Annotated in this window: 9 protein-coding genes; 3 read left to right on the forward strand and 6 right to left on the reverse strand. The window is 71.0% G+C overall.

Features of this window, described 5'->3' with window-relative positions:
- Window positions 1-167 precede the first annotated feature (167 nt).
- A complete protein-coding gene (locus ACIBSV_RS07550) occupies window positions 168-482 on the reverse strand; it encodes a DUF2795 domain-containing protein (protein WP_395860249.1) in 315 nt (104 codons plus the stop codon).
- Window positions 483-1,175: 693 nt separating this feature from the next.
- Window positions 1,176-1,784 carry an NAD(P)H:quinone oxidoreductase gene (gene wrbA / locus ACIBSV_RS07555; RefSeq protein WP_395860251.1) on the reverse strand — a complete coding sequence of 203 codons (609 nt, stop codon included), beginning with the start codon at window positions 1,782-1,784 and terminating at the stop codon, window positions 1,176-1,178.
- A 113-nt stretch (window positions 1,785-1,897) separates the two neighbouring features.
- Between wrbA and ACIBSV_RS07560 the strand changes: the two genes are divergently transcribed.
- Complete coding sequence (locus tag ACIBSV_RS07560; RefSeq protein WP_395860253.1) at window positions 1,898-2,521, forward strand: TetR/AcrR family transcriptional regulator; 624 nt, start codon at window positions 1,898-1,900, stop codon at window positions 2,519-2,521.
- A 281-nt stretch (window positions 2,522-2,802) separates the two neighbouring features.
- Here the strand turns inward: ACIBSV_RS07560 and ACIBSV_RS07565 are convergent, their stop codons facing one another.
- Both ACIBSV_RS07565 and ACIBSV_RS07570 read right to left on the reverse strand, forming a co-directional pair.
- On the reverse strand, window positions 2,803-3,579 hold the full coding sequence (locus ACIBSV_RS07565; RefSeq protein WP_395860255.1) for an SDR family oxidoreductase: 777 nt from the start codon (window positions 3,577-3,579) through the stop codon (window positions 2,803-2,805).
- Between the two features lie 67 nt (window positions 3,580-3,646).
- Complete coding sequence (locus ACIBSV_RS07570; protein WP_395860257.1) at window positions 3,647-4,558, reverse strand: RNA polymerase sigma-70 factor; 912 nt, start codon at window positions 4,556-4,558, stop codon at window positions 3,647-3,649.
- Between the two features lie 207 nt (window positions 4,559-4,765).
- On the opposite strand from ACIBSV_RS07570, the gene ACIBSV_RS07575 reads away from it, so the two are divergent.
- Entirely contained in the window at window positions 4,766-7,078 is a 2,313-nt protein-coding gene (locus ACIBSV_RS07575) for a HelD family protein (RefSeq protein ID WP_395860959.1), read from the forward strand.
- Between the two features lie 490 nt (window positions 7,079-7,568).
- Here the strand turns inward: ACIBSV_RS07575 and ACIBSV_RS07580 are convergent, their stop codons facing one another.
- Both ACIBSV_RS07580 and ACIBSV_RS07585 read right to left on the reverse strand, forming a co-directional pair.
- Window positions 7,569-10,508 (reverse strand): ATP-binding protein, encoded by a 2,940-nt coding sequence (locus ACIBSV_RS07580; protein ID WP_395860961.1) that lies wholly within the window; start codon window positions 10,506-10,508, stop codon window positions 7,569-7,571.
- Window positions 10,509-10,841: 333 nt separating this feature from the next.
- The gene (locus ACIBSV_RS07585) at window positions 10,842-11,360 is read right to left on the reverse strand and encodes a cupin domain-containing protein (RefSeq protein WP_395860259.1); all 519 of its coding nucleotides are present in this window, start codon (window positions 11,358-11,360) and stop codon (window positions 10,842-10,844) included.
- A 585-nt stretch (window positions 11,361-11,945) separates the two neighbouring features.
- On the opposite strand from ACIBSV_RS07585, the gene ACIBSV_RS07590 reads away from it, so the two are divergent.
- On the forward strand, window positions 11,946-13,700 hold the full coding sequence (locus ACIBSV_RS07590) for a type IV secretory system conjugative DNA transfer family protein (RefSeq protein ID WP_395860261.1): 1,755 nt from the start codon (window positions 11,946-11,948) through the stop codon (window positions 13,698-13,700).
- The last annotated feature ends 77 nt before the right edge of the window (window positions 13,701-13,777 follow it).

Below are 13,777 nucleotides of genomic sequence, written 5' to 3' on the forward strand. Positions count from 1 at the left end.
CCCGGCGGCAAACCGGGGGCCGTGCCGCCCTACGGTGGCTGGGGCCCGGCGCTGGGGGCGCGCGGCGGGGCGGGGGCCGCGGCACACGGGGGCCGCCGCAAACGGGGGACGCCGCCCCCGCGACCGGCGCCGCCACCGACAACGGTGGCGGCGCCGGTCGCCTCTCGTCAGGTGTGGTGCTCTTCCGTGCCCAGGCCGAGGGCCCTGCACAGTTGTTGCACGCTTTCGTAGTCGAAGCCGTCCACCGGCAACCCGGCGAGGAGATCCACCAGGTGGTCGGGCGCCGACGTCCCGCGCAGCCGTGCCAGGAGCGCCTCGCGATCGGCGGGGTAGATGTCGCGTCCCAGGTGGCGCGCCAAATCACTTCGTACCCGCACGTCGGTCGCGCTCATCCCGGATGGCGTGCCACCCACACCCGAAGCGCGCTCGACGAGGTCCTCCGGCGCGCCGCTGGGGACGTTGTCATGCTCGTGAGTGGTCATGTCGTGATGCCTACCCGATTCACTGCGATCCGGAATCCCGTACGGCAAACCGGTCGATCCCGCCCCGGACGCGAATCACCCGCATCCCCGCTGCCCACGAGCATCCGTACCCGCGCGCCGGGACGGTCGCGGCCCGAAACCGAGCGCGCACGCAACGACCCACCGGCCACCGCGTTCACCCGGCACCGGACCTGAACCCGTCTCCGGACCCCGGCATCGCGCCGCCGGTCTCCGGGCGAGCGGACGCCGCCCACCGACGGGGAGGACCGGGAACTCGCCCGGCCCGTCGTCACCGAAGCAAGGCGTCCGGCCCGTCCGCATCCGACCGCGTCCGCATCGGTGTCACGCGACGACCCCCATCGGAGGGCGCGGAGCGCCGATACTCGTCCGCCAACCACACCAGTGCCAGGGCCATCCCCTCACCTTCGGCCGACTCCGCCGCCTCTCGCTCCGCTCGCTCCGCGAAACGATGCGGACCGAACCCGTTCGTCCCCATGACGCACGTCCCTTCACCCGGCCGGTCGCCCGTCCCGGGCGCCTCCAGCAAGGCTGTCCACGTCGGCCGCGGACATGCACGACGAATATCGAAATTGCGAGGAAAGGCCGGCGAAGCCATCCAACCGGGCTGGGGTGTCCCGGATTTCGCATCCCGCGCTCGCGCGCGAACACGGGTGCGCACATGCGAGGCGGCGCCTACGCGGCCTGGCCGGCCAGGAGCTTTCGGGTCACGGTGGTCAGGCGCGCGCCCTGGTAGCGGGCGGCTTCGAGGATGTTGTCGCCGGGCTCGCCGGCCCCGGAGGCGTGCGCGGTGCCGTACGGGTTGCCGTTGGCGCCGTACACGACCGGGTCGGTGTAGCCCGGCGACACGATCAGCGAGCCCCAGTGGTGCAGGGTGTTGTACAGCGCCAACAGCGTCGACTCGTTGCCGCCGTGCAGGTTCGCCGCGCTGACGAATCCGGTGGCCGGCTTGTCGACGAACACGCCCTGCTGCCACAGCCCGCTGGTCGTGTCGATGAACTGCTTGAGCTGCGAGGAGATGTTGCCGAACCGCGTCGGCGAGCCGAACGCGTAGGCGTCGGCCCACACGAGGTCGTCCAGCGTGGCGACCTCGACGTCCCGGGTGGCATCGAGGTGCGCGCGCCATGCCGGCACGGAGTCGACGACCTCGTCGGGCGCGAGTTCGGGCACCCGGCGCAGGCGTACCTCGGCACCGGCCTTCTCCGCTCCTTCGGCGACGGCCCGGGCGAGTTGGTGGACGTTGCCCGTGGATGAGTAGTAGACGACGGCGATCTTGGTGGTCATGGCGAAACCTCCGGCAGGACTAATCGGATTGCTATCCGCTTCGACGAGGAGTCAAGCGGATAGGAATCCGTTTGGCAAGTGGGAAGCGGATGACTATCCGTTAGGCTGCGATCATGAGCCCACCGCCCCGCATCGATCTCCCGATGGCCGAACAACCTCCGCCGGAACGGGCCGACGCCGCCCGCAACCGTCGCCGGATCCTCGATGCCGCCGGCCGGATCGTCGCCGAGCAGGGCCCCGACGCGCTCACCATGAACGCGGTCGCGCATGCCACCGGGATGGGCGTCGGCACGGTCTACCGCCGGTTCGGCGATGTGGCCGGCCTACTGTTCGCACTCCTCGACGAGCGCGAACAGGTCTTCCAGGCCGCCTTCCTCTCCGGCCCGCCCCCGTTGGGCCCGGGGGCGCCCGCCGCCGACCGCCTGCGCGCGTTCCTGCACGCACTCGTCGATCGCGTCGTGGAGCAGCACGCGATGCTGTTGGCGGCGGAGGTCGCCGATCCGTGCGCGCGCTACACCAGCGCGCCCTACCGTGCGATGCGGATCCACACGGCGATGCTGATCGCCCGGCTGCGGCCGGACGCCGACGCCACGACCCTCGCGGACTTCCTGCTCGGCCCGTGCGGACCGAGCCTGCTGCACCACCTGCGCACCGACCGAGGACTGGCGCCCACGGAGATCAAGCGGGCACTCGACCAGACGCTGGAGCTGTACGGCCTCGACGCCCGCCTCGACTGACGGACACGCGTCATCGGGCCGGGAGTCGCCCGCGCCCGTCGACGTCCCGCCCACAGGCCCGCCCCGCGCCGGTCCGGCCGCCCGGAGCAGCTCCTGGAGGACGTGTGGGGTGGTCGCGGACGGGCTCGGGACCCTCCGGCACGAGCTCTTCGTGCACCCTGCCGGAGGGCCGCGCCCGATCAGGTCACGCCTTCGGCGAGAACGGGCAGGCCGAGACCGCCCGAAAGCAAACCGAGGCGACCCGCGGGACCGAAGCCCGCGCCACGCTCAGCGGGTCGTGCTCAGCCGGCCACCTTCGCGGCGAGGTAGTCCTCCCACGTCCTGACGCCCACCGCGTTCTCCCGCGTGACCAGCCCCCCGGCGCGCAGCCCGGCGCCGGCCTTGCCCGGGACCCGCACGGGCAGGACCCACCGCCGCTTGCCCACCGCCTTCAGCCAGGAACGAGCCAGGTCCCCCGCCTGGTACACCCGCGGCCCGCCCAGGTCCGCGACCCGCCCGGCCGGCGCGCCCTGCGCCAACTCCACCAGTCGGTCGGCCACTTCGCCCTGGTCGACGGGCTGGCACACGGTCTTCGACGGGACCATGACGAAGGGCGTCCTGGACGACAGGCCGAACACCTTGTGCAGCAGCTCGGGGAACTGCGTCGCGCGCAGATTGCTCCACGGGATACCGGACTCGGCGAGCAACCGCTCACCCTCGATCTTGATCTCGTAGTAGGAGTACGGGATCCGGTCGATGCCGACGATCGAGATGTTCACGATGTGCCCGACTCCGGCCCGCTTCGCGGCGCCCAGCAGGTGCCGCCAGCCGGGAAGGTCGTGCTTCGGCTTCCGCGTGTCCGACGCGCAGTGGATGATCGTCGCGACGCCGTCGAACGCCGCGTCGACACCCTCGCCGGTCTGCAGGTCGGCGGTCACCCAGGTGACCGCCGCGTCGTCGGGCAGCGCCGCCCTGCGGGTCATCGCGCGCACCGGCAGCCCGGTGCGCCGGACCCGATCCAGCACCTCGCGCCCGAGCACACCGGTCGCGCCCGTCACCAGGATCACGTTCTCGCTCATCGGTCCTCCTCGCTACGGGGACGCCGCACCGTCGCGACGTCGCCCTCGTCAGCAAGGAACCGGACGGCTATGCGTTACGTGACAACCCTCGGCATTGTTCTTCGAGGAATTTCAGCTTCTCCGGATTGCGGACGATCCGCACGCCCGCGATGCCCTCCGCGCCGAACTGCGCCACCGCCACGGTCGTGAGCGCCCCGCCCTCCCAGCCCAACAGCGCCGCCTCGCCGTTGACCTCGGCGAAGCCGAATTCCATATCGGACGAGAAGCGCTCCACCAGACCCAGCAGGAACCGGGCCACCTTCTCGCGCCCGGAGACCGGTCGTGTCGACGCGGAGACCTTGCCGCCCCCGTCGGTCCACGTCACGACGTCGTCGGCGAGGAGCGACTCCAGTTGCTCGAGCGCCCCCTCGGCCGCCGCCGTCAGGAAACGCGCCAGCAGGTCGGAACGCACCTCCGCGGAAGCCTCGAAGCGCGGCCGCCCGGACACCAGATGTTGCCTCGCCCGCCGGTAGGTCTGCCGGGAGTTGGCCTCCGGCCAGTCCAGCACCTCGGCGATCTCCCGATGGCTGTACCCGAACGCGTCCCGCAGGACCACGACCGCCCGCTCCGGCGGCGACAACCGTTCCAGCATCACGAGCATCGCCATCGACACCGCGTCCCGCTGCTCGGCGGTCTCCAACGGCCCGAGCGCCCCCGCGTCCGTCCGCACCGGCTCGGGCAACCACGGCCCGACGTACTCCTCGCGCCGCGCCCGCGCGGACGTCAGCCGGTTGAGGCACAGATTCGTCAACACCTTGGCCAACCACGCCCCCGGCACCTCGATGTGTCCTCGATCGGCCGCGTGCCAGCGCAGGTACGCGTCCTGCACCGCGTCCTCGGCCTCGGCCGCCGACCCCAGCATCCGGTACGCGATCCCGAACAGCCGCCCCCGCTGCGCCTCGAACTCCGCGGTCGGGTCGGGGAAGGCGTCGATCGTCACGAAATCCACCGTACCGCCGGCCACCGAGTCGTTCGTCCGCGGCGTCTCCACGGCCGCCGGGGCAACGAGAAAGCCCCGGACGTCCTGACGTCCGGGGCCTTTATTCAAGGTATATTGGATGGTTCTGAATACCGGTTTCCTCACGGCATTCAGGAATCTCAATGAAGGCATAATACCCGCCCGGGAGACGAATTGTCAAACGCCGAATTGCGATACGAGCAGGAATTCGTCGACGCGCTCTACGCACGCCTCGCGGACCTGCGTGCCCAGGCGGAGGCCGCCGTGACGAGCGCGCTCGGGCGCGAGCACGACGGCACCCGGCAGGCACGCGTCGAGCGGGACATCGCGGTCTTCGAGCACTCGAGCCTGCGCGCGGCATTCGACGCCGGCGCCAACGGCCTGTGTTTCGGGCGATTGTTGTTCCGGGACGGCGCCGACCATCACATCGGACGGATCGGAATCCGTCGCGACGACGCCGAACACACCCCACTGATCATCGACTGGCGCGCCGACGTCGCACGACCGTTCTATCTCGCGACCGGGCACACTCCGATGGGCCTGCGCCGGCGGCGGCACATCACCACGTCCGGGCAGCGGGTCACCGCGCTGCACGACGAGATCCTCGACCTCACGGACGACACCCGCACCGGCTTCGAGGGCTCGGACGCCGACGCGGTCCTGCTCGCGTCGCTCGACGCCCGCCGCACCGGGCGCATGCACGACATCGTGCAGACCATCCAGGCCGAGCAGGACCGCATCATCCGTGCGCCGCACCGCGGCATCCTCGTGGTCGAGGGCGGCCCGGGCACCGGCAAGACGGTCGTCGCGCTGCACCGCGCGGCGTACCTGCTGTACGCCAACCGTGAGCACCTGACCCGCCGCGTCGTGCTCGTGGTCGGCCCCAACCCCGCCTTCCTCGGCTACATCGAGGACGTCCTGCCCTCGCTCGGCGAGACGGGCGTGCAGTTCGCCACACCCGGCGAGTTGTTCCCGGGCGTCACCACGACCGCCGTCGACACCCCCGCGGCCGCCGAGGTCAAGGGTCGGGCCGCGATGGCCGAGGTGCTCGCCCGCTTCGTGGCCGACCAACAGACGGTGCCCGAGACGCCGTTGGTGATCGGACACGACGACGGCGACCTGTTCCTCGACGCGGGGATCGTTCGGGCCGCCCGGAGCAAGGCACGTGCGACGCTGTTGCCGCACAACCTCGCCCGCGCGGCGTTCGCGTCGCGGGTAATCGACGGCCTCGCCGAGCAGTTGGTCGACCGGCTCGGCGCGGACCCGTTCGGTGGGCCGAACTTCCTCGGCTCGGAGGAGGTCGCGCAGTTGGCGATGTCGGTCGCCGAGAGCCCGGCCGTGCAGGCGGCCGTCGACGAGCTGTGGCCGCGCCTGACCCCGCAGACGTTGCTCGCGGACTATCTCGCCGAACCGGTGTACCTGTCCGACGAGGACGCCGCCGCGATCCGGCGGCCGGCCGCGTACGACCCGGTCTTCGGGACGTGGACCACCGACGAATGGACGGTGGGCGACGTGCCGTTGCTCGACGAGGCCGCCGAACTCCTGGGTGAGGACGACTCGTTGGCGCGGGCCGCGGCGGATGCCGAGCGCCGGCGGCAGATCGCCTACGCGCAGGGCGTGCTCGACCTGTCCTACGGCTCGCGCACGCAGGAGTTCGAGGACCGCGACGACGAGGAGTCCGAGGTGCTGAGTGCGCACGACCTCGTGGACGCCGAGCGCCTCGCCGAACGCCAGGAGGAGCTGGACCACCGCACCTCCGCCGAGCGCGCGGCGGCGGACCGCACCTGGGCCTACGGCCACATCGTGGTCGACGAGGCCCAGGAACTCTCGGCGATGACCTGGCGGTTGCTCATGCGGCGCAGCCCCACCCGGTCGATGACCCTGGTCGGCGACCCCGCGCAGACCTCGGAGCCGGCCGGGTGCGGATCCTGGGAGCGCATTCTGGTGCCGTACGTCGAAGGTCGCTGGGAGCGGGTCCGGCTGGGCGTCAACTACCGTACGCCAACCGAGATCATGCAGGTCGCGGCCGACGTCATGCGTGCCGCCGACCCGGGCTTCGAACCGCCGAAATCGGTGCGCTCGACCGGTGTGAAGCCGTGGTCGCACCACACCGGGGACCTGCCGGGGGCCGTGGCGTGGGCCGTCGCGCACGAGGGGGTCGCCCCGGAGTCGGACCCTGGGGACGGGGCCGCCGGCCGCGATCCGCAGGTTCCGGCCGAGGGACGCCTCGCGGTGATCGCGCCGCGTGACCTGATCGACGCGGTGGCGACGGCGGTCCCGCACGCCGAACGAGGCGTCGAGCCGGACCTCACCCGGCCCTTGGTGCTGCTCGACCCCAAGCAGGCCAAGGGCCTGGAGTTCGACGCGGTGATCGTCGTGGAGCCGGCCGCGTTCGCCCTGGCCGACCTGTATGTGGCGCTGACCCGCGCGACACAGCGACTGGGCGTCGTGCACACCCGCGACCTCCCGCCGGGACTCGCCGGTCTCACCCAGGCGGGGTGACCGGCCCGGCCGGGGCGAGGTGACCGCAGCGCGCGGGCGAGATCCGTCCCGCCCGCGCGCATGCGTCCCGCGCCATCCCCGGCCCGCTCGCCGCCGGCAAACGCGGATTCCGCGCCGGCCACCACCCCATCCGCCCCCGATGCCGCCGACGTCGGGGCAGATCGTCCCCACTCGCTGCGCGTACGGGTCGTCTCGGCGCGTGCCCGAGCCGTCCAGAGCACGACGGGCCCGGCCGCCCGGGGCGAGCGCGACGGCCATGGCCTCCTCGGTCGGATCACCCCCGGCGCCCGGTTCCAGCACCGCGTGATGCCGCGACCGCACCACGACTTCGTCCCCATCGCCCCCTGCTCACCATTGTTCTCGGCGGCGATACGTGTCACCGCAAAGGTGGTTGATCACCTTCAGGGGGCTGCGCGCCCGAACTCCGGGCGGCCACGCGCGTCGCGGAGGTGCTCCGCCGGGCGCCGCGGGGATCGCCTCGGCGCCCGCGTCACACGCCGGCCTTGAAGCGTTCCGCCAGCTTTGTCGTGGTCCAGTTCAGGAATCTTCCGCGTTCGGGTGTGTCCGCACACGCGATGCGGAAGGCCCGCTTGATGGCCTCGGCATTGACTGCCCCCGCGACGGTGGCGACCGCGTCGTGCAGTCCGCTGCGGAACGGGTTCCCGTACCGGGCGATGTTCGAACCCGACCAGTAGAAGGGCTTCTGCCACAACTCCTGCAACTGGCCGGCGGGCGTCGCGCCGGTCAGCCGCAAGCCCCGGCGGGCCCACTCGGCGCTGTCCGGGTGTTGCCACGGCGTGCTCGGATCGGCCTCCTTCGCCGCTTGCAGCGCGTCCTTGATGTCCTGCCAGCGGAAGGTCCCGTAGGTGAGGGCTCGCGGATCGACGGCCTGCGGTTCGGGACCCCGGTCGCAGCGGTGGGCGAGCACGGCCGCGAGCCGGCCGGCGAAGTCGTCCGGATCGATATCGCCCGACATGACCTCCACGCGTGCGGCCGCCGCGCGTTCGGCCGCGTACACCAGGGTGCAGTGCAGCTCGCGGTCGTCCAGGTCGCGCAGTCGCCGAAGGAGGGGTTCGCCGGGTCGCAACGAACCCTGCATGGTCACGATCACGACCGCGTTGGCCTCCGTCCACAGGACCAGTTCGGGATCGCCGGCCGTATGGGCGCAGTGGCTCATGACGCGCAGCGTGCATGGCTGTTCGGCGCAGGCGGTGCCGCACAGTACGCTGCGTCGGCCGCGCAGCGGTGGGTCGGTGGCGACTCCGTCCTCGCTCTCGGACCCTTCGCCGTACGGCATGGCGACGAGGACGGGCACGTCCATGCCGTCGGTGGCCACCGCCGCATGCCCCGGAGGCAGCGCCACCACCCGTTCGTGCTGGGTGCCTTGCAGGTTCACCGCGCCGCCGACCATCGCGCGGTCATCGGCGGCCGGGAGCCGATGGATGATCTTCAACGCGCTGTTCTTTACGACGTCGGACAGGATCTTGTTGGGGATCTGTTCGACGACCACGACGCCTTCGCCATAGGCGCGGATCTCGGCGAGCAGACCGGCGAACAGTTCCGCGGCCGCGAGGGAGATCCGGTTGCCACCCGCCCGCAGAAGGCGGTGGGCCTCTTCGACGACGGTGACATGACGCAGCCTGCCGGGCACGGCGGAATCGGTCCGCACCCGCAGATACTCGACGATGCGGATCAGGACCGTGCCGATGACGAAGGCCTTGTCCTGGTCATTGGAGATGTTCTCGAGTTGGAGCACGACGTTGCCTTCGAGCAGCGCGGCGATGTCGAGCGGGTGTCCACCCTGGAAGAAACGGCCGCACGCGCCTTCGCGAAGGCCGCCGATGCGGACGTCCACAAAGCCTCGGACATTCCTGGTGACCTCGCTGCCGTAGCCGATCGTCTGTACCACGTCGATCGCGGCCGTGCGGAGATCGTCGAGCGTGGGATAGCGCGCGGCGCGCGGGACGTCCGGCTCGTCCACCAGGAACTTGGGTTTGTACGGCGGGCGTTGCTCCCCGCCGACCACATCCCACCCGGAGTCGCGATAGCACTTGCTCATGGCTCGGGCCAACACCTGCGGCAACGGCTCGTGCGTGTCGAATGCCGCCAGGAAGAGTGCCCGTGCCAGGTCCATGTGGCTCTGCAGGGGAAACCCGGGTTCGGGCTCCAGCGGATTCAGTCCGGCCGGCGCCGTGTCGGGGTCGCCGGGGCGGATGACGGTCACCCGGTGATCGGGGCCGAGCCGGCCGGCCATCCGGGCGTACTCCGCCTTGACCGGCTCGATCACCAGCCACGGCACGGGCTGGGGGTGTCTGGACAGTTCACCCAGGAGCGAGCGTACGGTCTGGGACTTGCCCGAACCCGTCGCCCCGCAGACGAACGTGTGCCTGTTGAGCGTCGACCGCGCGACCCGCATGGGTCCCATCGGGGTCTGCGTCTCGTCGAGCGCGTCACCGATCAGGAACGCGCCGTCATCGAGCTCCGGGTAGGTGAGACCGAAGGTGTTGGGCGGGAACATGTGCAGTCCCGCCGTCTCCAGGACCGGCGGGCGCGCGAGCGCCCCCAGGAACTCCGTCGTGGCGGTGAACGGCCAGGTGCCGCCGCTCACCGGGTCGGGTCGGCGATCCTCCGGTGCCGCCCAGCTCCCGGCGAGGTCGCTCACACCGCGTGTCGGTGTGAGCAGGAACGGTTGGTCGGTCACATCGGCGGCACCGCACAACAATCCCGCGGCGGCATGTGCCGTCGCGGGGTCCGCGGCTCCGACCAGGATCCGGACGTCCCACATACCGGTCGCCCGCGACCGGGCCAACGCACGGCGTCGCTCGGCGTCGCGCTCCATGACCGCCTGGTCGGTCCGGGCCGGCGGCACGAACAGATCGGCCGGGTCGGGACCCGCCCAGTCCAGCACCTCTCTGGGCACGGGCTCGGCGATCACCAGCCACGCGAACGGCGTGTCGATGTACGTGGCGGCGGTGTCCAGGATCGGCCTCGGCCCGCCCACCGGCCGCGAAGTCGACAAGGTCTGGGTCCACAACATGTCGGGGGCGCCGACACACCGCACCCAGTACGGCAACGCCTCGAGCATGTCGGCGACTTCGCGTTCGGGGAGCGACATGACGCGCGCCCCGCGCGGATACGCGACCCTGCCGTGCCCACCGACCGGCTCGGTGCCGCCGGCGGGCGGAAAGTACGGTCTGCCGCCCATCAGGAACCGCAGTGGTCCGCCCGGCGTCGACCGTACCCAGGCAACGGACAGGGCAGGCGGTGGGCCTACGAGCTGGGTGGCCAGCCTCGCGTGCGCCGCGGTCAACGCCGCGAAGGTGGCCGCTTGCGCATGCCGCGCCGCGCCCGAACCGATCGCTCCGAGGTCCGGATCCGCCGTCGCCTTCGGCAGGGCGAGCAGTTGATGGAACCGAAACCCGTGATACACGCTTTCCAAGCGTCGACTCTCCTCGCGTCCGCGCATGCCAAGGTCACCGGGCGCGGACCGGACGCCCTGGCAGGTCTCCTGTATCCCCTCATTCAAGAGCACCGGCGGCAGCCGAGCTATCCCTTTGGCGCGGCATCTGGGGCATCTGCGGCACCCGCGGCACCCGCGGCACCCGCGGCACTCGCGGCACTCGCGGCACCTTCGGACGCGGCGACACCGAGGAAGTCGCGCCGGAGCCCAGGCTCGGGAACGAGACCGGGAACCGGGCCGCGACTCCGGCGCCGTCCCCGGTCGGGACCGCTGACGGACCCCGGGACCCGAAGTCCGGCCGGGTCATCCGCCGGGTGGCGGGGTGAGGTGGTAGCGGGCGATGACGTCCGGCAGCCAGTCCGGGTGGCCGAACTCGAGGCCGTACGCAGCGCCGAGTGCGGCGAAGTCCTCCGGGGCGGGCGGGCCGTCGGCGAGCAGGTCCGCGATTTCGCGGAAGAAGTGCTCGAAGCCGGCCGGGCTGATCACCTCGATCATGCGGGCCGGGGTGGAGCCGGCGTTCCACATCGTGTGCATTTCGCCGCGCGGCTTGGTGATGTAGCCGCCCGCGCCGAGGACGGTTTCGCGCTCACCCGAGCGGAAGCCGATCTCGCCCTCGGTGACGATGGAGTACTCGTCCTCGCGAGTGTGCAGGTGCGGGGGCACGAGCGCGCCGACGGGGAACGGGTGCTCGACGATCGAGACACTTCCGCCGGTGTCCCGGCCCCAGAGTTTGAAGGCGACGCCGATGCTGCCGAGGTCGCCGTCGGCGCCTTCGCCGGGGCGGACGATGGTCAGGTGAGGTGCCGGAGTCGTGCCGCTCATGGCTGCGGCCTCCTTGGGAGATTTACCGATGGAAAGGTGTTCCTCCAATATTCGAGTCTGCTCCTTTTGCGTCGTGTTCGCAGGACCGGCTCACGCGGCGGGTGCTGCCACGCCGGACGACCGGGCCGATCGCGGACCCCGCGGAGCGGCCGTGGGCGGCCCGGTGGACCTGTACGGGTGTCATCGCTCCCCGCGCGGACGCTCGCGCTCATCCATCCGCCGGCGGTCGCGGTGCGAGGAGCACTGCCTGACCGAAAACTCGGTCACCGATCCGGTGCGTGACACATCGGCGATGTCCCGGCGATCCCAAGGGTGTTCATCTACGGGACGGAATCCGGCGTGCGGAGTTCGCCCGTCGGCGGGCATCGCGGTGCCGCGCGTTCACCTGGTGCCGGCACGGTCGATGCAGCCAAGCGTCGAGATCCGGTCAGCCGATCACGACCCACCGTTGGGGCCGCCTTGTCCACGGGTTGCCCGGACATGCGAAAGGGCTTTACGCGTGTGGGGTTTGCCTCCGTCGACGGTTACCCAGCGAGCTTCCTCCTCGACGAGGCAGCCCTCCGAGCCGCCGGCGGTGGGTAACCGATGAGCTCCCTGCAGAAGCGCAGAGGGCCCAACGTCGAACTCGAAGCGCTGGTCTTCCTGTTCGGCATCATCGCCGTGGTGGTCCTGCACGGGATGATGTGGCTCGCGGCTTCCTGGGGTGGCGGACCGACGGAACAGCCCGGGTCCAACCCGCTGGTGCTGGGCGTGCGGCTGATGATCGGCGACTACCGGTGGCCGGGTACCGCGGCGACCGTCCTGCTCTGCCTGCAGGTCGCCGCGCTGCTGATCGTCGCGGTGGTCGGTTGGCGGGTGTTCGCCAGGTTTCGGGGCGAGCGCGAACGCATCGACCGCGCCGATCGCCATCTGGCCTCGTCCAGGGAACTGCACGCGTCCACGACCGCGGGCGTGACCCGTACCGCGGCGAAACTCGGGGTGCCGCAGGGCACGACACCGGGCGTGTTCATCGGCCGGGCCATTCGCGGCGACCAGGAGCTCTGGGGTTCCTGGGAGGACATGCACGTCGACATCTGGGGTCCTCGTACCGGCAAGACGGCGACCCGGGCCATTCCCAACATCGTCGCGGCGCCGGGGGCGGTGGTGGTGACGTCGAACAAGCGTGACGTGGTGGACGCCACCCGGGCCATCCGCGAGGACAAGGGCACCGTCTACATCTTCGATCCGCAGAACCAGGCCGGCGGCAAGCCGGTGTTCTGGTGGAACCCGCTGACCTACGTCGGCGACAGCATCGTCAGCGCGGTCAAGCTCGCCGGCAGGTTCGTGTCCGTCAATCGCCAGAGCCACGCCCGAAGCGACGCGTACTTCGAGCCCGCGGCCCAGGATCTGTTCGCCAACCTGCTCCTTGCGGCGTCGATCGACAAGCGTCCGATCACGCAGGTCTACGTATGGCTGACCCGTCCCACCGACGACACCCCCGTACGCATCCTGCGCGACGCGGGGCACCGGATGCCGGCCGAGTCGGTCGAGTCGGTGATCGGTCAGCCGGACCGGCAGCGCGCGGGTGTCTACGGCACGGCGATCCAGATGGCCTCGTTTCTGGTGGCGGACAACATCAACGAGTGGGTCACTCCGGGAAGCGACCCCTCACGGCCCGAATTCGACCACAAGGCGTTCGTGCGCTCTCCCTCGGACACGCTCTATCTGCTGTCCGAGGAGACGAACAAGATCGCGGCTCCGCTGGTGATGGCGTTGACCACGATCCTGGCCGAGGAGGCGGACAAGTACTCCCGAGTCCTGCCCAACGGACGGCTGCCCACTCCGGCGCTGTTCGTCCTGGACGAGGCCGCGAACGTGTGTCCCTGGAAGGCGCTTCCGGACAAGTTCACACACTTCGGCTCGCGCGGCGTGATCGTCATGGTGATCCTCCAGTCCTGGGCTCAGGGCGTCTCGGTATGGGGCGAGAACGGCATGTCGAAATTGTGGGGCGCGGCGAACGTCCGCGTGTACGGCGGTGGCGTCTCGGACATCTCGTTTCTGGAGAAACTCGCCAAATCCGGCGGCAGCTTCGAGCCGCGAACCACCAGCACCAGCCACAAGTTCGGCGACCACCGGGGCATCAGCCGGTCCTCCCGGTCGGAGGCGGTACTCGACGCCGCGGACCTGATGTCGATGCCCCGCGGCCGGGCCTTCGTCCAGATCAGCGGTTCACGCCCGACCCTGGTTCGCACGGTACCGTGGTGGGAGACGGAGTATGCCGACCGGATCCGGGAATCGATCGCCACCCACGACCCCTCCCACGCCCTCCCCGCCGGAGTCGGCATGGCGAAGTCGAGGTGAATCCCCGCACCGCGCGCGTCCGAGGCGCCCTGCGCGCGCCCATCTCCTCGTGGGCCGCACTCGTCCTGTGGAAAGAT

This window comes from Embleya sp. NPDC050154, from assembly GCF_044460165.1.
In the GTDB taxonomy this organism is placed as follows: domain Bacteria; phylum Actinomycetota; class Actinomycetes; order Streptomycetales; family Streptomycetaceae; genus Embleya.